General features: G+C 72.6%; 17 protein-coding genes and 1 riboswitch. Of the genes, 8 read left to right on the top strand and 9 right to left on the bottom strand.

The annotated features are described in order from the left end of the window. Positions 1 to 31: 31 nt before the first annotated feature. The gene (locus ACZ7GZ_RS13970) at positions 32 to 1,015 is read right to left on the bottom strand and encodes a hypothetical protein (RefSeq protein ID WP_471023956.1); all 984 of its coding nucleotides are present in this window, start codon (positions 1,013 to 1,015) and stop codon (positions 32 to 34) included. 244 nt (positions 1,016 to 1,259) lie between these two features. Here ACZ7GZ_RS13970 and ACZ7GZ_RS13965 point away from each other — a divergent pair, with 244 nt between their 5' ends. Both ACZ7GZ_RS13965 and ACZ7GZ_RS13960 read left to right on the top strand, forming a co-directional pair. Continuing rightward, entirely contained in the window at positions 1,260 to 1,877 is a 618-nt protein-coding gene (locus tag ACZ7GZ_RS13965) for a papain-like cysteine protease family protein (RefSeq protein ID WP_471023954.1), read from the top strand. A gap of 5 nt (positions 1,878 to 1,882) precedes the next feature. Continuing rightward, entirely contained in the window at positions 1,883 to 2,782 is a 900-nt protein-coding gene (locus ACZ7GZ_RS13960; protein WP_471023951.1) for a hypothetical protein, read from the top strand. A gap of 163 nt (positions 2,783 to 2,945) precedes the next feature. On the opposite strand, the gene ACZ7GZ_RS13955 is transcribed toward ACZ7GZ_RS13960, so the two are convergent. Next, positions 2,946 to 3,797: an ArsR/SmtB family transcription factor gene (locus ACZ7GZ_RS13955; RefSeq protein WP_471023950.1), complete on the bottom strand. Its 852-nt coding sequence runs from the start codon at positions 3,795 to 3,797 to the stop codon at positions 2,946 to 2,948. Positions 3,798 to 3,883: 86 nt separating this feature from the next. On the opposite strand from ACZ7GZ_RS13955, the gene ACZ7GZ_RS13950 reads away from it, so the two are divergent. Together ACZ7GZ_RS13950 and ACZ7GZ_RS13945 are read left to right on the top strand one after the other, a co-directional pair. Then, positions 3,884 to 5,185 (top strand): MFS transporter, encoded by a 1,302-nt coding sequence (locus ACZ7GZ_RS13950; RefSeq protein ID WP_471023948.1) that lies wholly within the window; start codon positions 3,884 to 3,886, stop codon positions 5,183 to 5,185. Between the two features lie 213 nt (positions 5,186 to 5,398). Beyond that, on the top strand, positions 5,399 to 6,757 hold the full coding sequence (locus ACZ7GZ_RS13945) for an FAD-dependent oxidoreductase (protein WP_471023947.1): 1,359 nt from the start codon (positions 5,399 to 5,401) through the stop codon (positions 6,755 to 6,757). An 895-nt stretch (positions 6,758 to 7,652) separates the two neighbouring features. Here the strand turns inward: ACZ7GZ_RS13945 and ACZ7GZ_RS13940 are convergent. Next, entirely contained in the window at positions 7,653 to 8,894 is a 1,242-nt protein-coding gene (locus tag ACZ7GZ_RS13940; protein ID WP_471023945.1) for a serine/threonine-protein kinase, read from the bottom strand. A gap of 416 nt (positions 8,895 to 9,310) precedes the next feature. Continuing rightward, entirely contained in the window at positions 9,311 to 10,495 is a 1,185-nt protein-coding gene (locus ACZ7GZ_RS13935) for an MBL fold metallo-hydrolase (protein WP_471023944.1), read from the bottom strand. A 409-nt stretch (positions 10,496 to 10,904) separates the two neighbouring features. Here ACZ7GZ_RS13935 and ACZ7GZ_RS13930 point away from each other — a divergent pair, with 409 nt between their 5' ends. Together ACZ7GZ_RS13930 and ACZ7GZ_RS13925 are read left to right on the top strand one after the other, a co-directional pair. Next, positions 10,905 to 12,089 (top strand): glutamate dehydrogenase, encoded by a 1,185-nt coding sequence (locus ACZ7GZ_RS13930; RefSeq protein WP_471023942.1) that lies wholly within the window; start codon positions 10,905 to 10,907, stop codon positions 12,087 to 12,089. Positions 12,090 to 12,202: 113 nt separating this feature from the next. Beyond that, positions 12,203 to 12,817 (top strand): TetR/AcrR family transcriptional regulator, encoded by a 615-nt coding sequence (locus tag ACZ7GZ_RS13925; RefSeq protein ID WP_471023940.1) that lies wholly within the window; start codon positions 12,203 to 12,205, stop codon positions 12,815 to 12,817. Between the two features lie 205 nt (positions 12,818 to 13,022). Here the strand turns inward: ACZ7GZ_RS13925 and ACZ7GZ_RS13920 are convergent, their stop codons facing one another. The 3 genes from ACZ7GZ_RS13920 to ACZ7GZ_RS13910 all read right to left on the bottom strand — a co-directional run bounded on the left by ACZ7GZ_RS13920 (position 13,023) and on the right by ACZ7GZ_RS13910 (position 17,476). After that, the gene (locus tag ACZ7GZ_RS13920; RefSeq protein WP_471024097.1) at positions 13,023 to 13,808 is read right to left on the bottom strand and encodes an SGNH/GDSL hydrolase family protein; all 786 of its coding nucleotides are present in this window, start codon (positions 13,806 to 13,808) and stop codon (positions 13,023 to 13,025) included. A gap of 217 nt (positions 13,809 to 14,025) precedes the next feature. Beyond that, positions 14,026 to 14,928 (bottom strand): M23 family metallopeptidase, encoded by a 903-nt coding sequence (locus ACZ7GZ_RS13915; protein WP_471023939.1) that lies wholly within the window; start codon positions 14,926 to 14,928, stop codon positions 14,026 to 14,028. 4 nt (positions 14,929 to 14,932) lie between these two features. Beyond that, positions 14,933 to 15,094: riboswitch (cyclic di-AMP (ydaO/yuaA leader) on the bottom strand. Positions 15,095 to 15,394: 300 nt separating this feature from the next. Beyond that, on the bottom strand, positions 15,395 to 17,476 hold the full coding sequence (locus ACZ7GZ_RS13910) for an alpha-galactosidase (RefSeq protein WP_471024096.1): 2,082 nt from the start codon (positions 17,474 to 17,476) through the stop codon (positions 15,395 to 15,397). Between the two features lie 172 nt (positions 17,477 to 17,648). Between ACZ7GZ_RS13910 and ACZ7GZ_RS13905 the strand changes: the two genes are divergently transcribed. Beyond that, positions 17,649 to 18,446, top strand: a complete 798-nt coding sequence (locus ACZ7GZ_RS13905; protein ID WP_471023938.1) for a tyrosine-protein phosphatase — start codon at positions 17,649 to 17,651, stop codon at positions 18,444 to 18,446. A gap of 198 nt (positions 18,447 to 18,644) precedes the next feature. Here ACZ7GZ_RS13905 and ACZ7GZ_RS13900 read toward each other — a convergent pair whose 3' ends face one another. Next, complete coding sequence (locus ACZ7GZ_RS13900) at positions 18,645 to 18,767, bottom strand: DUF6126 family protein (RefSeq protein ID WP_471023936.1); 123 nt, start codon at positions 18,765 to 18,767, stop codon at positions 18,645 to 18,647. Continuing rightward, complete coding sequence (locus ACZ7GZ_RS13895; protein WP_471023933.1) at positions 18,764 to 19,387, bottom strand: helix-turn-helix domain-containing protein; 624 nt, start codon at positions 19,385 to 19,387, stop codon at positions 18,764 to 18,766. The genes ACZ7GZ_RS13900 and ACZ7GZ_RS13895 overlap by 4 nt, the downstream gene beginning before the upstream one ends. 138 nt (positions 19,388 to 19,525) lie before the next feature. Here ACZ7GZ_RS13895 and ACZ7GZ_RS13890 point away from each other — a divergent pair, with 138 nt between their 5' ends. Beyond that, a complete protein-coding gene (locus ACZ7GZ_RS13890) occupies positions 19,526 to 19,813 on the top strand; it encodes a hypothetical protein (protein WP_471023930.1) in 288 nt (95 codons plus the stop codon). Positions 19,814 to 19,817 lie beyond the last annotated feature (4 nt).

Here is a 19,817-nt window from a genome sequence, read left to right as displayed (position 1 = left end):
AGCCGGGCTCTTGAGCCGGTTGACCGCGCCTTCAGTCCCACTCCCAGGTGATGCCGAGGACGCCCGGCCGTATCTGCTGCTCCAGGAGGTGGACCGAGCCGGAGGCGTTCAGTGTCAGATCGGCGACCGCCTCGCGAGGGGCGGTCGCCGAGGGACGGGAGAAGCGGCGGCAGTGGACGGGCAGGGCGGCGCGGTCGAAGCCGACCTGGAGAACATACTGGCCGCCGCCGTAGGTGAAGCCGCGAACGTACTCATGGCTGGGCGCGCCGGTTCCGTCCTCGAATCGGTACCCCAGGACGGCGGTCTCCCCGACTCCTAACCGCCCGTCGAAGAGCAGCTCGACGACGACCACTCCCGAAGCGCCGTGCCGCCGGATCCGCCCGACCCGGCAGTTGCCGAGACCGCGTACCCGTACCCGGTCCGTGTCGCAGCCCGGGTCGCCGTGATGGATGGCGAGATAGCGGTCGACGCCATCGCGGTGGGCCCGTACGACGTGCTGCGAGTCGCGGGCGGCGAGCTCCCGGTGGGCACCGATGTGAACGTGCTCGTAGTGGATCACGGTGTGCAGCCCGCCGTCCGCCGGTGCCGCCAGACTCGCCAGCAGTGATTCGAGCGCTGCGGCGGGTTCGAGGAGGGTGCGATACGGGCGGGCCGGGGGACGGTCGCCGGTGGCACGTGGACCTATCAGGCGGGTGAGGGCGTGCGGGGGGAGCTCCAGGACCTCCTCGAGTGCGGTGACGGCACGCAGCGACTCGGGCCGCTCGGGCCGCCGCACACCGCGCTGCCAGTAGCTGAGGCTGGTGACACCGACGCGTATGCCGCGCTGGGCGAGCCGGTGCTGCACGCGGTGCAGCGCCAGCCCGCGTGCGGCAAGCGCGGCCCGGAGCGCGGCGGAGAACGGGCCGGTGCGCAGGGCTTCGGCGAGTTCGGCCTCGGGGTTGGGGCGGCGGGAGGGGCCGAGGGCCGGGTCACCGGGGCGCGGGGCGGCTCGGCGGTCGGTACTGTGTGCTGCCATCGGGCCCCTCCTCACCCCTCTGCTCGCTTACCCGTGAACGTTCACTTCCCCGTCCTGGAACGGGGCGTTACCTGTGCTGCCAGCAGCTGGCACGTGCCGGGGCGTTCACAACCGTACGAGTGGAATTCACTTCGCCGCCAGCCCTGTGGATAACGTCATTGACCGGGACCCGACATGAGATCGATGCTGCTGTCGCAGCGTCCGGACGCGCTCCTCCACCCCCACCCCGACTGGGAGGAACGCCATGTCCCCCACCACCCCGGGCCGTAGACGGCTGGCGACAGCGGTCCTCGCGACCGTCGCCGTCCTCGTACCGACGGCCACCGCTCACGCCGCCCCGCACCCCGCCGCCCCGCACACCGCCGCTCCCCTGGCCGTTCCCGCCGCCAAGCGCCTCGACATCACCATGCAGGCGCAGCAGAACAGCAACTGGTGCTGGGCGGCGAGCGGCAACACCATCGCGTCGTGGTTCGGGCGCGCGTACACCCAGAACCAGTTCTGCGACGCCGCTTTCAACCGGCCCCAGGGCAGCACCTGCGGCAACTGGCAGGCGGCATTGGGCGACGTGCAGAACGCCCTCGACTGGATGGGCATCAACCCCGGTACGTACGTCAGGGGTTATCTGCGCTACAGCACCGTGCAGAACGAGATCAGCGCCGACCGTCCCATCGAGACGCGCATCGAGTGGAGCTCCGGGGGCGGGCACATGCATGTGCTGTACGGCTACGACACCTCGGGGACACGCGTCTACTGGGGCGACCCGTGGCCCTCCAACTACCGTTACAACTGGGGGGATTACGACTACTACGTGAGCAACGACTCGTTCACGTGGACCCACTCGCTCTACGGGATCGGAGCGTGACCCCCATGAGCCCGATCCGCACGTCACCGATCCAGATCCAGACGTCATCGAGCGGCACGGCACCGAGCCCGGCGTCGCCGAAGCACCGCACACCGAACCGGCAGGCGCCCGCCCGGCGCAAACCCCTCCGCAGGAGCGTGGCGGTCGCGGCGCTCGCCGCCACCGCGATCCTCGGCGTCGCCCACGCGGCCGCCGCCGGCGAGCCTGCCGCGCCCTTCACCGCCGCCGACACCGCTCAGGCACGCGAGGCGGCGTCAACACCGGCGACCCTCCTCACCCTTTCGCGCTTCTTCGCCCGCGACGGGGCGATCGCGCAGAGCGCGGCCCGGCCGCACCTGGTCGGCCCGTCGGTAACCGTCCGCTACCTCGCCCCGGGGTTCGTCGCCGGACGCCCGGGCGCCCCTGTCGCCGACCCGCAGTTCGTCGCGAGCAAGGCGGTCTCCGCGGACGGCCAGGTCGCCTCGGTGTGGACCGTACGGACGCCACAGGGGTGGAAGGTCGTCAACATCGCGACCGGCGGTGACGAGACCGACTACGTCAACGAGGCACACGGCCTGGGAACCGTCTTCCGGGAACCGCAGATCGACGCGTGGTACGTGGTGCGCGACGGCCGTGTGCTGCCGCTCGACCCCGACGCGCGGCGCGCCGTGGGGAACAGCGGCGTGTCCCTGGCCGCCTACCAGCGCCTCGTCCACGCGAAATACGGCGACAAGCTCCCGGGGTCCGCCTACGACCGGGCGGGCGAGGGCGGCGGTTACGGCGGCACGGCCGCGCCCCCGCCCCCGCCCGCGTCCGCGTCCGCCGGGGCAGCCCTCACCGCGGGCGCCGCCGCCACGGCCGCCACCGCCTTGCTCGGCGCCTGGTTCGGCGTCCGCCGCCTGCGGCGCTCGCACCGCGTCGGCTGAGCCGCCTCCCCGGCCCCGCGCCTCCCGTGCCCCAGGCCCATCCGTCTGGGGCACGGGGGCCGTCCGCCCGGCCCACGCGGGGGGTGCCGGTCCTCGCCAGGAGGGTGATCCGACCCGGAGGACCACCCCGTCCTCGGGCTGCTCCACGTTCCGGCGGGTTGCCTCAGCCGCGTTCGAGAAGGGCGGTCCCGAGGTCGCTGGCCACGTAGTTGACCTCGCGCCGGTAGCGGTGGCTGATCACCAGGCCGGCCTCCCGCAGGACCGTGAGGTGCTGGGAGACCGCGCCCAGGCTCAGGCCGGTGCGGGCGGCCAGCTGGGTCGTGGTGGCGGGCGAGCTGGTGCAGGTCAGCAGCTGGGCCCGGCTGCGGCCCAGGAGGCGGGCCAGGCTGTCGCCGGTCGTGCCCCGGCACTCCCACAGGGTGCCGACGGCACGGGTGGGGTAGACCAGGGCGGGCTGGGCCGGGCCGTCCTCGGTGAGGAAGTGGCAGCGGACCGCGAACGCCGTGGGTGCCAGGGTGATCCCGGCGCCGCCCAGACCGGGGGCGGACTCGGGCAGGTCCGGCGCGAGCAGGGTGTCCCCGGACCAGGTCAGCGCCGGGTTCAGACCGGCGAAGACCTGCCGGATGCCGTCCTCCGCCAACTGCCGGGTCCGGTGGGTGATGTCCGCCTCCAGCACGGCACGGATCCTCGGCCAGTACGGCTGGACCGCGGCCCCCCACCAGGCCCGTACCGCGTCCGCGAGCCCGGGAGCCGGAGGCAGGAAGGCCAGTTCCTCCTCGATCTCGGCGAGCGGGCAGCGCGGCGGTGGCGTGCGGACCGGCGACTTCAGGGGCGCGGTCCGCTCGGCCAGGTCCTGGTCTCGCAGCAAGGTCAACGCCGAGCGGATCCACGGCAGATGGACCGCGTGCCGGCCCGGGTCCAGGGCCGCCTGGTAACTGGCGACCGTCTCCCACAGCGGTGACATCGCGAACCTGACGCCGGCGATGTCGTCCACGCCGAACCGCACCGCGCCCATGCCGCGTCTCCCCCGCCGGTCACCGATGTTTTCGCCCAGACTAAAACAATGGCGGGCGCGGCACCACGCCGGTGATCCTTCCGGTCATGACGCCTTCCCGGTTGCCCGGCCTCGAGCCGTCCCGCTCCAGCCTCTTCTTCCACCCCGACTTCCGCAGGTTCTGGACCGCGGACTCGGTCAGCCAGGCCGGTGCCGCCGTGACGCTCGTCGCCCTTCCGCTGGTGGCCATCGGCCCGCTGGACGCCACGCCGTTCGAGACGGGGCTGCTGGTCGTCTTCGAGTACCTGGCCTTCCTGTTCATCGGCCTGCCCGCCGGTGCCTGGGTGGACCGCGTCCGCCGCCGTCCGGTGATGCTCGCCTGCGTTCTGGCCCGGGCCGTCCTGCTCGGCTCGATCCCGGTCGCGTACCGGCTGGACGTCCTGACGATGGGCCAGCTGTACGTCGCCGCGTTCGGCGTCTCCGTGTGCACGGTCTTCTTCGACGTGGCCTACCAGAGCTATCTGCCGCATCTCGTCGAGGACGGCCAGCTGCTGGAGGCCAACGTCAAGCTGGAGGCCACCCGCAACATCGCCCAGGTCGGCGGGCCGGGCCTGGGCGGTGTGCTGGTCGGGGCGCTGACGGCGCCGGTCGCGATCCTCGTCGACGCGGTCGGCTTCGTGACCTCGGCGCTCTTCCTGGCGCGGATCCGCGGCAGCGAGGCCGAACCCGGGGTCCGCCCCGGGGCGAGCCTGCGGTCCGAGATCGCCGAGGGGCTGCGGTTCCTCTTCGGCAACCCGCTGCTACGGGCGATCACCCTGACCGCCGCCATCACCAACCTGGCCGCGATGATCGGCGCGTCGATGCTGCTGGTGCTGCTCAACGGCGAGTTGGGGCTGTCGCCGTTCCTGTGCGGTCTGGTCTTCACCGCGGAGGCGGTGGGCGGGCTGCTCGGCAGCCTGCTCACCACGAGGATCACCGCCCGGCTCGGGCAGGGTCCCGCGATGTGCCTGTCGGTGACCGTGAGCGGCCTGCTGTGGATGCTGGCGCTGCCGATGTTCCAGTCGGACTGGCGGTTCGCGGTCGGGGTCGTGCTCCAGGGCCTCGGCTGGGTGGTGTTCATGACGTTCAAGATCAACTCGGTCGTGTTCCGGCAGCAGTTGTGCCCCAGGCCGCTGCTGGGCCGGATGACGGCGTCGGTGCGTTTCGTGGTCTGGGGAGCCATGCCGGTGGGTGCACTCCTGGGCAGTGCGCTGGGGCAGAGCATCGGGGTGCGGCAGGCCATGTGGGTCGGTGTTCTGGGCGAACTTCTCGCCGTGGTCCCGGTGTTGGTCTCGCCGCTGCGCACCATGCGCGAACTGCCCGGCAGGCCCACGCACGTGGACGGCAAGGCTCCGGCTGTCGCCCCATGACCTCCGTGGAGACGGCAGGGCCGGGGCAGTGATCGAAGCGAGCGCGTCCGGGACGCGCGGAAGGGCTGGGAACGCCCTCAACCCGCCCTGCCGAGCGGGATACTGGTGTCTTTGTGACGACGAGGCGACCAGGGGAGCGCATCGGTGAATTCTGCGGGGAAGAGGGATGGTTGGGGTGCGGACGGCAGGCGGGGCACGCGGCATGCGGTCGTCGTGGGCGGGAGCCTCGCGGGGCTGCTCGCGGCGCACGTCCTCGCCGGGTATGCCGACCGGGTGACCGTCGTCGAGCGCGACCGGTTCCCGGACGGTGCAGGGCCGCGCTCCGGCGTGTCGCAGGGCCGGCATCCGCATGTCCTGCTGGAGGGCGGGCAGGTGGCTCTGGAGTCGCTGCTGCCGGGCTTCCTGGCGGAGCTGCGGGCGGCGGGGGCACCGCGCGTGGGCCTGCCGTCGGACATGGTGCAGATTCAGAACGGGCGCTGGTTCCGGCGGCTGCCCGCGACGACGCACATCTACACCGGCTCACGCGCCCGACTCGAGGAGCTGGTGCGGCGGCGCGTTCTCGCCAACCCGGTGGTCAGCGCGGTGGAGGCGACCGATGCCGTCGGGCTCCTCGGTGACGCCTCGCGCGTGCGGGGCGTGCTGCTGCGGGACCGCTCCGGCGACGCCCGAGGGGAGCAGCGTGCCCTTGAGGCCGACCTGGTCGTCGACGCCTCCGGCGCCGGCACGAAGGCCCCGCAGTGGCTCACGGCGATCGGGGCGGAGGCCCCGCACGAGGAGACCATCGACACGGGTCTCGCGTACGCCTCCCGCCTCTACCGCGGCAGGAGCGGTGTCCTCGACGGCGACACCAGCGCCTACTACGTCTACCCCAGCCGCGCCCAGGTCCACGGCGGTGGTGCGCTACCGCTGGAGGACGGTACCCATCTGGTCATCGTCTCGGGACTGCGCGGTGACGAACCGCCCACGGGCGACGACGAGTTCGTGACGTACACCAAGAAGAGGCTGCCGCATCCGCTCCTGCACCAGTGGCTGGACGAGGCCGAACCGCTGTCGTCGGCGTTCGGCTACCGGCGGACCGCGAACATCCGCCGCCGCTACGACCTGCCCGGCCGCCGCCCCGCCGGATTCATCGCCACCGGCGACGCACTGTGCACCTTCAACCCGATCTACGGGCAGGGCATGGCCGTCGCCGCGATGACCGCGGTCGCCCTGCGCGACGCACTGGCCGAACCGCGCCGGATCGCCACGACGCGGCGCGTGCAGCGGGCACTCCTCGCGGCGTCCCGGCAGGCGTGGGACATCTCCGCCGGGGCGGACCGCAAGATGCCGGGCGCGGTGGGCACTGCCGTAGCCACCGGGCCGGCGGACCGAGTCGCCGACTGGTACCTGCAGCGTGTCATGGAGCGCTACCCCGGCGACCCCGTGGTGGGGCCCGCCTTCCGCTCCGTACTGACCCTCTGCGCACCCGTCACCGCCCTGTTCGCCCCGCCCGTGGTCCGGGCCGTCCTCCTGCGCCCGCCCGCGCCGACGCCCACCGAGCCGCCGACGACACCGGAGGGAGACGGGAGCTGAGCGAAGCCGGCAGCTGACGGCGACGGTCCGCGCCGGTCCGCCCGCTGGCCCGTCCGTCCCGGAGGCCCGTTGTCCGGGGACTGTTCCGTTCCGCGCGAGGAGCACCGGTGGCGGCCGCCCACCCCCTCGCCCGCCACCCGGGCGATTCCCACCCCTGCACTTCTGCGTTCCGGGAAGCCGGCCTCCCGGCCACGGCCGGGCCGACTGGCACGCCGGCGCGGTGGGCGAAGATGCCGGCGTCGCCCAGGGACTCGGCCAGCCCAGGGGTGGGGTGGGCGGGTACCTGGGCGATCCGCCGCGTTCCGCGGTCACCGGGTACCCGACCGGTCCGCCTCGCGTCAGCCCTCCCCCGGCACGACGGCGATGTCCCCCGTAACGAACCCGCCCCCGCCGCCAACGGTGACACCACAGCCCCCGCCACCCCAGCAACGAGCGTTGATCGTGGTGACGCCAGGGGGACGGTGAAGTTCTCGACACTGCCGGAACAGTCGAAACGGCAGACGTGGGTGTAGGGAGCGAGGGTGCGCTCACGGTTGGCGCAATGGCCGCACGGGACTCGATACCGCTGGCGCGTACGGGAGCGGCGCCAATGGTTGCCCGGGTCATGGCGTACCGTCCTTTCCTCGCGGATTGGGCGGCCGACCGGCAGTGTGTCGGTCACGGTGCCAGGGAACGGGAGCGCGGTCGGTCACCTGTTCGCCCGGATCGTTACCGGCCACCGGAGTTGCGGGTATCCGTAGCCCCGGGCCACGACGGACATGCTGCGCGATGTGGTGAGTGCGGTCAGCGGAAGCCCGTACGAGCAGGGCGCTGCCGTGTCCACGTGGATGGACTCCCTTCGATCAGGCGCGGCTCACCGTCCCGACTGCGGCCTCCACGCAGCCCTCGATGCGGCTCAGTCGCCGGAGTGCCGTTGCCGTCCTTTTGCCCCTTTCCCGTCCGCGTGCTTGCCTGACCACTCGCCGCCCTTGTCGCCACCGCGCTCCCGTTCGGGTGGCGTCCTGGCGGCCGGAGGGGCAGGCGATGGCGTCGTGGCCGGGGTCCGGCCGGCGGGTGTCGACGCGATGCGAGCGGGTGAGGGAGAGGACGGAGACGTAGGCGCCGTGGCGCCGGAATCCAGCGCGGCTCCGAGGGCCGTGGCCCCGGCGAACAGGGCGAGGCCGGCGCCGGCGAGAACGGCTTTGGAGGCCGGTTTGCGGCGACCGCTGGGGCGCGAGTGCGTGCCGGCGCGCAATTCACCGGCGTGCGGGGCCGAAGACGATGGAATTGCCGGGGCGGGCATGAGGGTGGTGCCGTCGTGCTCGGCCGGGCGCGGTGCCCCGTTCTGCGCGGCGAGCCAGGCGGCTGCCTGCTCGGCGGTGGGCCGGTGGGCCGGGTCCTTCGCCAGCATGTGCAGCACGTAGTCGGAGAGCGGCTGCGGTATGCCGGGGCGCAGGTGGCCGGGCGGTACCGGTGTGGCACTGACGTGCTGCTGGACCACGGCGAGTGACGTGGCTCCGCTGAACGGAGGCCGTCCGGTGAGCAGTTCGTACAGGACACAACCGAGGGAGTACACGTCGGACGCGGGCTGCGCGGGACGGCCCAACGCGCGTTCCGGAGCCAGGTAGTCGGCAGTGCCGATGATCTTGCCCGTGGCGGTCAGGCCGCTGGCGGCCTCCTCGGCGAAGCGCGCGATGCCGAAGTCGGTGATCTTCACCGTACGGTCGGTGGTCAGCATCACGTTGGCGGGTTTGACGTCCCGGTGGACCACTCCCTCCTGGTGTGCCGCAGAGAGGCCGGCGGCCGCCTGTGCCGTGATGGCCGCCGCCTCGGCCGGGGGCAGGACACTTCGCAGGGAGCGTTCCTGGGCCAGGTTCCAGCCGTCGACGAGTTCCATGACCAGGTGAGGCTGGTCATGGTGCGCGTCGAAGTCGTACATGCCCACGACGTTGGGGTGGCTGACCCGGGCCACGATCCGCGCCTCCAGGCGGAATCGCTCGGCGTCCTCCGCCTCCTCGGTATGCAGCAGTTTGACCGCCACGGGCCACCCGAGGAGTTGGTCGCAGGCTCGCCACACCTCCCCCATCGCGCCGCGTCCCAGCAGCTCCTGCAGCTCGTAGCGGTCCGCCAGCAGACTCTGCACACCCACCCCGATCATCGCGTTGCTCGTACTTCCCCCAGGCCCGGTGGTTCGGTTTGCGGGCGTTCGGGTCCCGGTTGCCCGGGCCGGGGATTCACCTGCCTGCCCCTCGTTGCGCGACCACCCGCTCGGAACAGGGGGCGAGCAGGTGCCACGAAGCCCCTGGGTCCCCTGGGCCCACTCCTACAGCGCACGGGAGTGCCGGGCCGTCACACCCTCGTCCCTGAAGCCGGGCCCGGCGTGTACCAGTTGACCGTGCTGGGCGGCCAGACGTAGCGGGATGGGGCCGGCCCTGGGCACTTAGGCGTCCGCGTCATGGACCGCCCGAGCGGCTGGCCCGCCCGCCAGCCGCCTGTTCGGCGGTGACGGTCACCCGCACGCTCGCGCCCGTACGGCAGGGCTTCCGTCAGGCGCTCGGGTGTCGTCCTCCGTGGTCAGTCTTCGCCCACAAGGTCGAGGTCGTCACGAGACGTCACCGCGGTGATCTCCGGAACAGGCCACTTGCGGTCCAGTGGCAGGGACACATCCCGCCACCAGGCATGCGTGGGGAGGATTCCAGCAGGCTCGAAGGGCCGGCCCGGAACAGGGAGGGCGACCGGCTGTCCGACCGCGTCGGCTGCTGCAAGCGTCCACTCCCCCGGCTCGGCCCAGGGGTGCGGGGCGAGGTTGAAGGTGCCCCAGTGGATCGGCAGCAGCGCGCCGTGCGGCGCTCCGCCCTGCAGATCGAGGTGGGCGCGCAGGCCTTCCTCGGGCGTCATGTGGATGTCGCGCCAGAACTCGCTGTACGCGCCGATCTGGATCATCGTGGCGTCGAACGGGCCGTGGGCCGCGCCGATGGCCTCGAAGCCGTCGAAGTAGCCCGTGTCACCGCTGTGGAAGACGCGGTGCTCCTCGCCTGCGACGGCCCAGGACGCCCAGAGGGTGTGCTGGGTGTTGCGCAGGCCGCGGCCGCAGAAGTGGCGGGCCGGGGTGGCGGTGAGGGTGAGCCCGCCGACCCTGGTCGACTCGTGCCAGTCCAGTTCGCGCAGCCGGTCCGGGGAGACGCCCCAGTGTTCGAGGTGGGCGCCGACGCCGAGCGGCACGGCGAACAGGGTGTCCGTGCCGGCCAGCGCCTTGATGGTGGGCAGGTCCAGGTGGTCGTAGTGGTCGTGCGAGATGACGACCACGTCGACCTCGCCGAGCGCGGCCAGCGGCAGCGGCACGGGGTGCAGCCGCTTGGGTCCGGCGAACGGGAACGGGGAGCAGCGCTCGCCCCAGACGGGGTCGAACAGCACGCGGTGGCCGTCGATCTCCGCGAGGACGCTGGAGTGGCCCATCCAGGTCAGCCGCAGTCCTGTGGCGGGCGGCTCGGCCAGGTCGGCGAAGGTCGTGGGATGCACCGGGACGGTGCCCTTCGGGGCGCGCAGGGGACGGGTGTCCTTGTCGAGGAACACCTTGGCGAGGTCCAGCGCGGAACCGGAGGGCCGGGTGCGTGCCGTGCCGCCCGGGTTCTGGAAGACGCCGTCCCTGAAGTGGGGAGAGCGGCGGATGCGTGCCAGGCGCTCACCGCCCGGGTCCGCGCCGAAGGCCGCCGGCCGCAGCGCGCGGAGCCCGGAGCTCCAGGAACGCAATCCGGTCACGGTACCTCCCGGTGGAGTGGGTGAGGCTCCCCATTATGGTCGGCCCCTCCGACAGCCCGGGACGGCCGGGGTGCCCGCACGCCCCCGGCACGCGCCATTGACCCTTCGTTCAGCGCGTTGACAGGGTGCTACGACCTCCGGATACTGACTCGTTATTCAGTAGAGGGAGGGCGTTGGAAGCGACGCGCCGGAAGCTCTGTCCTGCGCCTTCGCGCGACGGGATGCGGCGCGCGGGAGCGTACCGGCCTCGGTGGGCCCGCCGCCGGGCGGCCTGTCCGCCCCGGTCCGCGCCTACGACGGACACGGCACACACACGCGCGCGTGCCACCCGCCACCCTGGCGCGCGCCCGCGCCGAGGCCTCGAGCGCGGCCCGGCCCCACCCCTGAGCACCGCCCCCGAGGAGACCCCATGACCGTCCCCGCCCCGCTGATGTCGCTCGTCTGGACGGACCACGTCACCGGCCGCCGGGGCTTCCTGGTCGTGGACCGGCTGGTGCGCGGTGTGGCCAGCGGCGGGCTGCGGATGCGCCCCGGCTGCACCCTGGAGGAGGTGGCGGGGCTCGCCCGCGGCATGACGATGAAGGAGGCGCTGCACTACGACCCCGAGGCGCGCTACGTCCCCCTCGGCGGCGCCAAGGGCGGCATCGACTGCGATCCGCAGGATCCACAGGCGTACGGGCTCCTCGTCCGCTATCTGCGCGCCATGCGGCCGTACATCGAGTGTTTCTGGACCACCGGCGAGGACCTCGGTCTCACCCAGGACCTCGTCGACCGGGCGGCTGCCGAGGCGGGCCTGGTCTCCTCCGTCCAGGCGGTGTACCCGCTGCTGGACGACGAGGCGACGGCCCGCAGACGACTCGCGGACGCCTTCGCGGTCGAGGTGGACGGCATCGGCCTGGACGAGCTGGCCGGCGGCTGCGGGGTCGCCGAGTCGGTGCTCGCGGCGCTGGACCGGGCGGTGGTGCCGTACGCGGGCACCCGGGTGGCCGTGCAGGGGCTCGGCACGATGGGCGGGGCCACCGCGAGGTTCCTGGCGCGCGCGGGGCTGACGGTGGTGGCGGTCGCCGACCTCAAGGGCACGATCGCCAATCCGGCGGGGCTCGACGTCGAGGCGTTGCTGACCGCCCGGGACGGTAACGGCACCGTCGACCGCCGTGCGCTGCGCCCCGGCGACCGCGAACTGCCCGGGGACGCCTGGCTGTCCGCTGACGCCGAGGTGCTGGTACCGGCCGCCGTGTCGTACGCGATCGACACCGGGAACCAGCAGCGGATCCGCGCCCGCTGGATCGTGGAGGCCGCCAACATGCCCGTGCTGCCCGAGGCGGAGGAGCCGCTGGCGGCGCGCGGGGTGGCCGTGCTGCCGGACGTCGTGGTCAACTCCGCCACCAACGCCTGGTGGTGGTGGACCCTGTTCGGCGACATCGGCCCCGACGCCGACGAGGCCTTCGCGCACATCCGGCGCTCCATGCGCGCCCTGGTCGAGCTGATGCTCGACCGTGCGGACGCGGACGGTACGACCCCGCGCGCGGCCGCCCACGCCCTGGTGACCGACCGGCTGCCGGTGATCGCGGACCGCTTCGGGTGGTACCGGTGACGGACCCCGGCGAGCCCCCGCCACCCCGTGGGCAGGTCACAGTCCCGCACTCGAACAGCCGGAAGGAACCGGGTCCTTCCGCGGCACCCCTGCCAACGGATTAGGGTGACCGGGTGGCGAGAGTGCGGTTGAGCGTGGCCGAGCGGCGGGAGGAACTGCTGCGGGCCGCCATCGGGCAGATCGAGGCGCGGGGCGTGGCGGCGGTCAGGATCGCCGACGTGGCCGCGACGCTCGGGGTGAGCAACGCGCTGGTGCTGTACCACTTCTCGACGAAGGAGAGGCTGGTCGCGGCCGCGTTCGCGTACGCGGCCGAGGACGATCTCGTGCATCTGCGCAAGCTGCTGGGGCGGCGGACGTCCGCGCTGCGCCGGTTGCGGGCCGCGGTGCGCTGGTACGCGCCGACCGGGCAGGCCAAGGGCTGGCGGCTGTGGATCGAGGGCTGGGCGGTGGCTCTGCGCGAGCCGGCCCTGCGGGAGGTCACCCGGGACCTCGACAGGCAGTGGAAGGCGGCGATCGCCGGTGTCATCGCCGAGGGGGTGGCGGCGGGCGAGTTCGCCTGCGCCGACCCCGCCGGTGCCGCGCTGCGGCTGACCGCGCTGCTGGACGGGCTGGCCGTGCAGCTGACCTCGTACCCGGGGTCGGTGCCGCGGACCCGCGCGCAGGAGTGGGCCGACGACGCGCTGGCCCGTGAACTGGGCCTGGACCGGGAAGCCCTGATCGAACGCTAGCCTCCGCGCCGGGCACCCCCTGCCTACCGGACACGGGCCACCACTTCCGGCACGCCCCCTCCCGGCAGAGTCAGGCCCCGCCCCCGCACCGCGGGTTTCCGACAGGGAACGCCCCACCCGCAGGGCCCGGCGCCGCTGCGCACGGCCGGACGCGACCGCGCCCCGCACCCGCGGGGATGCGCGGTGCGGGGCACGCGGGTGTCGGTCAGGCCACCGAGGTGATGCGCAGCTTGATGTCGTCGGGGGACAGGGTGCCCTTCGCGGTGACGTGGTCGCCGGAGGACTCACCGCGCAGGCGGCGGCCGATCCACGGGACCAGGTACTCGCGGGCCCAGTGGACGTCGTCGCGGCGGATGTCCAGCGTGCCCCGGGGCGGCTGCGGCGGCCACGGCTGCTCCGGGTCGGCCGGGATGTCGAGGCCGAGGGCCTGGCCGGCGCGCAGCGCCACGCGCGTGTGCCCCTCGGGCGAGAGGTGGAGCCGGTCGCTGTCCCAGGCCCTGCGGTCCTGCACGGACTTGAGGGACCACAGGTCGAGCACCGGGCAGCCGTACCGGTCGGCGATGGCGCGGACGTGCCCGTTGTACGTGGCGATCTTGCCGCGCAGATGCTTGAGCAGGGGGACACCACGGGTGTCGAAGCCGGTCGTCACCAGCACCGTGCCGGCCGCCTCGGTCAGCCGGGCCACGGCCCGCTCGAAGCGCTCGGCCACCTCGTCCGGGTCGGTGCCGGGGCGGATGATGTCGTTGCCGCCCGCGCAGAAGGAGACCAGGTCCGGGGCGAGTTCGACGGCCTGCGGGAGCTGGTCCTGCACGATCTGGTCGAGCAGCTTCCCGCGCACCGCGAGATTGGTGTACTCGAAGTCGCCCTCGGGCTGCCGGTCGGCGAGCAGTACCGCGAACCGGTCGGCCCAGCCCACGAACGCCCCGTCGGGCCCGGGGTCGCCGACGCCCTCGGTGAAGCTGTCCCCCACCGCCACGTACGACCCGATCACTGATCTGTTGTCATTCTTCGAATCGTCTGCCACGTCGGACCATGATTCACCTTCGGATGTGGCCTACGCGACCGTAGGCAGGGGTTGACGAGCGGTGAGAAAAGACACCCTTAAATCGTTTGCCAACCCGGAATAAGGCGAGAACACCGAAGGCCGGACCCGGGGATCGTGGGTCCGGCCTTCGGCCGCGTGTCAGGCAGGTGGTTCTGATGGGGCGTCAGACGACGGCGACGCCGTGCTCGCGGAGGTAGCCGACCGGGTCGATGTCGGAGCCGTAGTCGGGGGTCGTACGGATCTCGAAGTGCAGGTGCGGGCCGGTGACGTTGCCGGTGGCGCCCGACAGGCCGACCTGCTGGCCCTCGGTCACGGTCTGCCCGGCCGAGACGGAGAGCTGGGAGAGGTGGCCGTACTGCGCGTAGTGTCCGTCCTTCAGCCTGAGGACGACCTGGTTGCCGTACGCTCCGCCCCAGCCGGCGGAGACGACCGTGCCCGCGGCGACGGCCTTGACCGGGGTGCCGGTCGGTACGACGAAGTCGACGCCCGTGTGGTAGCCGCTGGACCACATGCTGCCGGCCACGTGGTAGCCGGTGCCGATGGTGGCGCCGGTGACCGGGAGGGTGAAGCCGGTGGAGGTGGTCGCCGTGGTGGCGGCGCCGGAGGTCCGGGGCGCCGGGGCCGCGTGGGACGTGGAGGGGTGTGAGTGGGCGGACGGCCGGCTCGGTGCCGCGGACTCGGTGCGGGTCGGCGCCGCCGGCCGGCCGAGCGCGAGCCTCAGCCCGGGGTGGATCAGCGACGGGTCGTCGCCGACCCCCTGCCGGTTGTCGGCGTAGAGGCGGTGCCAGCCGCCCGCGACGTGCTGCTCCTCGGCGATCGTCGAGAGGCAGTCGCCGGACTTCACCCTGTAGGTGCGCAATCCGGGGTTCGGCTGCGCGGCGGCCTTCTTCACCGGGGCCTGAAGGGACTGCACGGACTGTGCGGAAACGGACTGCGTGGTGGCGGCATGCGCCCCGGTGGTGCCGACGAGCGGGAGGGCCAGGGCGGCGCCACCGGTGCCGGCAACGGCGATCGAGCGGGAAAAACGCGGGGGCTTGGGGCGTCGGTGCTTGCCCTTACCGGGCATGGCGCATTCCTCTCCGGCGCCTGCGAGGTGAGCTGTCGGGTTCGGGCTGGAGCTGCCCGGCCGTGCGCGCACGGCTTCACCCCGAGCCTGTCGCGGAGACCGGACAGGCCGTCATACCTGGTGGGTCCCCCGCTCCTGCCGAACACGGGTCAAGTGTGTGGGAGTCCGGGCGGCGGCAGGATTCGGCGTTCCGTCCGGATCGCTGGCGAACGTAAGCGAGTAGGACGCAGGGAGACAAGCAGCCGGTTCCCGCTGTTCGCCGTCACGAAGATCGGTCACGGGACAACACGGTCACACTCCGTGAATTCCGTCCGCTCCGCCCTCTTAATTTCCCTTTTCACCGTGGAAATTACGTGAACATGACGCGCGACGCACGGTCACGTATATGACGCTCCTCACGCACACCCGGCCACGAACCCTCATTCCCCAGCGAGTTGGAATTAAGGCGTCAATTCGGACAGAAGGCCTAGATGCGGCGCAGCCGGAGAACCGTTGCATCCAGGTCACCCTTGAGTCCGCTGCGCAGCCCGTGGTGCAGCAGCACGGCGCCCCGGTGGACATCACCCGTTTCGCGGCATTCGTACGATGCCGCCGGGTCGAGTCCGCGCAGGCGCAGCGCCGGCACGGGCTCTCCGTGGCTCTGCGCCTGGAGCCAGGCGAGGACCACCGTCTCCTCGCCCAGAACGTACTGGACGGCGCTCAGGCCACCGGCCGGCGGTCGCAGCCGGTACAGGTCGCCCTGCTGGACGACCGGGCGGATCTCCTTGTAGAGATCGACCCACTGCCGGGCCTCGGCCAGCTCCTGATCGGTCCATTCCGTGAGGTCGCCGCCGACCCCGAGGACGCCCGCCATGGCGCTGACGAAGCGGAAGCGCAGGGAGCTGACCCGGCCATTGAGCTGGGTGTTCGGGCTGTCGGTCACCCATGCGGCCATGATCCGGGCGGGGTGGATCTGGCTGAAGCCGTGCTGGATGGCGAGCCGGTCCAGCGGGTCGGTGTTGTCGGAGGTCCACACCTGGTCGGTGCGGCTCATGACGCCGAGGTCGATCCGGCCGCCACCGCCCGAGCAGGACTCGAAGGCGACGGAGGGATGGGCCGCGCGCAGCCGGTCCAGCAGGGCGTACAGGGCGCGGACGTGGTCCACCCACAGGCGCTGCGGGTACGGCTCACCGGGCCAGCCGGCGTCGGTGAAGCAGCGGTTGAAGTCCCACTTCACATAGTCGATCGGCGCGCTGGAGAGGAGGGTGTCCAGCTGCTCCCAGAGGTGTTCCCGGACGTCCTCGCGGGCGAGGTTGAGGACGAGCTGGTTGCGCAGTTCCGTCCGCTTCCGCCCCGGTTGGTACTGCACCCAGTCGGGGTGTGCGCGGTACAGGTCGCTGTCCGGGTTGACCATCTCGGGCTCGACCCAGACGCCGAACTGCATGCCGAGGCCGTGCACCTGGTCGGCGAGGGGCTTCAGGCCGTGCGGGAAGCGGTCGGGGTTGGGTGTCCAGTCACCGAGGCCCGCGCGGTCGCCGGTGCGGGCGCCGAACCAGCCGTCGTCCACGACGAAGAGCTCCACGCCGATCCCGGCGGCCCGGCGGGCCAGCGCGAGCTGCTGCTCCTCGGAGATGTCGAAGTTCGTCGCCTCCCAGGAGTTGAAGAGCACCGGCCGGTCCCGCTCGGCGTCCGGGATGACGTACGCGCGCTGGTAGGCGTGCCAGGCGCGGCTGGCGCCGCCGAAGCCGCCGTCGCTCCACAGGCCCGCGAAGACCGGGGTGGTGTACGACTCCCCCGGCTCAAGGAGCAGCAGGCCCGAGTCGTCGTAGCCGGCGCCGCCGGTGATCTGCACGCGCGCGTCCGGGAGCTGGGCGACCGCGATGCGCCAGGAGCCGGACCAGCCGAGCGCGCAGCCGTAGACCTCGCCGTGCTCCTCGGTGGCGTCGGTGTCCAGCGCCACCCAGGGCAGGTGCTGGTGGCCGGTGTGGCCGCGGCGGCTGCCGATGACCTTCTCGCCGTAGGTGAGCGCGGCGGTGGCGAGGCGGGACTCGGCGGCCCAGCGGCCGTGCAGCTGGGACAGCCGCCAGCCCTCGCGGTCGGGCAGGGTCCAGGTGGCGGCGTCGGCCCGCAGCAGCTCCACGCGCGCGTGTCCGCCGTTCTCCACGGTCACCCGGCGTTCCACGACATCGCCGCGCATCCGGTAGTGGAGGGTGACGGCGAGGCCGTCGTCGTCGAAGCGCAGCCGCAGCTCGTCGCCCTCCGCCCCGTCCACCTCGTACGCCTGGAAGGTCCACTGCGTGCCGCGGCGCTCGGCGGTGCGCACCGACAGGGCGGGGCGGACGAAGCGGGGGCCGCCCTCGACGGGGTACTCCTCGCGGCCGTCGAGCGGGGACTCGAAGGGCCGGTAGCCGGGCAGCGGGTCCTCGGCCAGGGCCTGCGCGTCCGCGAGGGCGATGCGGGGCCCCCAGTGCAGGTGGAGCAGCTCGTCCGCGCCGGTGAGATGGAGGGCGTAGCTGCTGGTGAGCCCCGAGAGGAGCCAGGTACGACCGTCTTCGGCGATGTCCACCACGTAAGACCTCACAGGTGCCAACAGATCCGCTCACGTGCCAACATCATCGGGTCGTGGGGGCGCGGTGACAATGCCTGTGGACAACTCCTTGCCCGAGGAAACCGATGTCGTATCGTCGACGGAGCGCCCGCCGACGAGCCGCGACGGCGGGGTCCGACCGTGAGGAGCCCCCGTGACGCAGCAGGTCCCGTCGACCGAGCCGGAGCTGGCCGGAGTACGCAATTTCCGTGACGTGGGCGGACTGCCGACCGTGGACGGACGGCGGGTGCGGCACGGGGTGCTGTTCCGCAGCGGCCACCTGGCGCACGCGACGGAGGACGACGCCGCCTTCCTCGCCTCGCTGGGCCTGCACACGGTCTTCGACTTCCGCAACGCGGCCGACCAGCAGCTGGAGGGCCCGGACGTCGACCTGCCCGGCGTGCGGAACGTGAACCTGCCGCTGAGCGACCCGGCGGACGGTGCCGAGTTCTGGAAGATGGTCCGCGACGGCGACCTCGACCAGCTGCGCGACATCCTCGCCGACGGCAAGGCGGCGGCCCGGATGGTCGCCTCGTACCGGATGATCGTCAAGAAGCGCACCGCCGAGCACTCCCAGGTGCTGCGCGCGCTCACCGAGGACAGCGTGCCCGCGCTGATGCACTGCGCGGCGGGCAAGGACCGCGCGGGCATCTCCATAGCCGTGACCCTCCTCGCGCTGGGCGTGGAGCGCGAGGCGATCATGGCCGACTACCTGGAGTCCAACGCCAAGCACCGGCGCTACAAGGTCCGCCGCAGCGGCAGCGCGGAGAGCGCGTACACCCCCGAGGTCATGGAGCTGCTGAGCCCCCTCTTCGACGCCCGCGCCGAGTACCTCCAGGCGGCGTTCGAGACCATCGAGCAGACGTGGGGCGGCGTGGACACCTACCTGGAACAGGGCCTCGCGCTCACCCCGGCGGCTCGCGACCGGCTGCGCGAACGCCTGCTGGACTGAGGGCGGGGTTCACCGAACCCGCCGCCGCAGCGCGGCCGACCGGCGCCGAACGGCGGCTCGGACTGCCGCTGCCGGCCGAGCCGGTGGGCCTGCTCGGCGAGACGGACGGCATCGTGGGGCACTCGGGTGCGGGCGCCGTCCGGGCGCTGGAGCGGCTCGTCGGGGAGAACCTCCCGGCAGCGGTGACCGGCCGCCGCGTCAGTTCCTCGCGCCCAGTGCGAACAGCAGGAACAGGAACGCGGCCAGGACGTGGCCGAGGGCGATGTAGATGATCAGGCGGATCCACAGGGAACGGGGGAACTTCGTCTCGAGGTTGCTCATGGCAGCTCTCCGGTCAGCGGCCCCAGGCACAGCGTGGCCGTGGGACTCTGCAGCAGGGTGTGGACGAACAGCAGCTCGACGCCGTCGTGGTCCTCGGCGGCGAGGCGGTGCGGGGTGAGCGAGTCGAAGTGCGCGCTGTCGCCGGGCGCGAGCAGGTCCGCGGTGTCACCGAGGCGCAGCCGGAGCCGGCCGCTGAGGACGTAGAGCCACTCCTCGCCGGGGTGGACGCGCACGATGTCGCCCTGCGAGCCGTACGGCACGCGCACACGCAGGGCCTGCATGCCGCGGCCCGGCGCCCCGGCCTGGAAGTACGTCCAGCCGCCGGCGCGGGTCGGCTCCATGTCGCCGGCCCGCACGATCGCGTTCCGGTCGGCGACCGTCTCGCCCAGCAGTTCGGAGACGGTCGTACCGTAGATGCGGGCGAGAGCCAGCAGCATCGGCAGCGACGGCTGCCGCCGTCCGGTCTCCAGCCGGGACAGGTGGGCCGGCGAGAGCCCGGCGGCGCGGGCCGCGGCCTCCAGGGTGAGGCCGGCGCGCCGGCGCAGTCCGCGCAACTGCGGTGCGACGGCGGGCAGCTCGTCGCCCGGGGTCGCCGGCGGGCCGGCGTCTGAGGCGTTCATGCCTCCATTCAGCCCCCATTTTGCCTGTGCGGCAATTTTCTTGCCTGTGAGGCAAAGAACCCTGAGGGCCAAGGGTCGACTACCGCCCTGCTACGATCAACCCCAGGATTTGAACACGTTCAAAAGACGGGGGACGTCATGCCGGGGAGCACCGCATCCGCAGGGACCGATTCGCCCGCCACCCTGCTCGGCCCCACCGCACTCGGGCTGGGCGGCGCTGCGGCGGCGGGCCTGTGCCCCTGGCTCACGTTCGCCCTGGTCCCCGTGATGCTCATATGCGGCGCACTCGCCGTCACCTTCGGCCTCACGGGGATCCACTACGCGCTGCGCGGCATCGGCCGGCTGTGGACGTCCGCCACGGGAGCCGTCCTGGGCGCCATCGGATTCGCCTGTCCCTTCGTGCTCTTCCTGCCGCTCTTCTGGTGAGAGC

The sequence above is a fragment of the Streptomyces sp. NPDC037288 genome, from assembly GCF_055603265.1.
Note: the sequence above shows the minus strand (reverse complement) of the source record. Positions and strands in the feature narration are given on the sequence as shown.

What these genes read in the sequence shown, in the direction of transcription:
- ACZ7GZ_RS13900 (WP_471023936.1), bottom strand. Translation starts at nt 18,767, where the DNA reads ATGAGCAACCTCGAGACGAAGTTCCCCCGTTCCCTGTGGATCCGCCTG.
- ACZ7GZ_RS13890 (WP_471023930.1), top strand. Translation starts at nt 19,526, where the DNA reads ATGCCGGGGAGCACCGCATCCGCAGGGACCGATTCGCCCGCCACCCTG.
- ACZ7GZ_RS13895 (WP_471023933.1), bottom strand. Translation starts at nt 19,387, where the DNA reads ATGAACGCCTCAGACGCCGGCCCGCCGGCGACCCCGGGCGACGAGCTG.
- ACZ7GZ_RS13960 (WP_471023951.1), top strand. Translation starts at nt 1,883, where the DNA reads ATGAGCCCGATCCGCACGTCACCGATCCAGATCCAGACGTCATCGAGC.
- ACZ7GZ_RS13930 (WP_471023942.1), top strand. Translation starts at nt 10,905, where the DNA reads ATGACCGTCCCCGCCCCGCTGATGTCGCTCGTCTGGACGGACCACGTC.
- ACZ7GZ_RS13950 (WP_471023948.1), top strand. Translation starts at nt 3,884, where the DNA reads ATGACGCCTTCCCGGTTGCCCGGCCTCGAGCCGTCCCGCTCCAGCCTC.
- ACZ7GZ_RS13970 (WP_471023956.1), bottom strand. Translation starts at nt 1,015, where the DNA reads ATGGCAGCACACAGTACCGACCGCCGAGCCGCCCCGCGCCCCGGTGAC.
- ACZ7GZ_RS13940 (WP_471023945.1), bottom strand. Translation starts at nt 8,894, where the DNA reads ATGATCGGGGTGGGTGTGCAGAGTCTGCTGGCGGACCGCTACGAGCTG.
- ACZ7GZ_RS13965 (WP_471023954.1), top strand. Translation starts at nt 1,260, where the DNA reads ATGTCCCCCACCACCCCGGGCCGTAGACGGCTGGCGACAGCGGTCCTC.
- ACZ7GZ_RS13915 (WP_471023939.1), bottom strand. Translation starts at nt 14,928, where the DNA reads ATGCCCGGTAAGGGCAAGCACCGACGCCCCAAGCCCCCGCGTTTTTCC.
- ACZ7GZ_RS13955 (WP_471023950.1), bottom strand. Translation starts at nt 3,797, where the DNA reads ATGGGCGCGGTGCGGTTCGGCGTGGACGACATCGCCGGCGTCAGGTTC.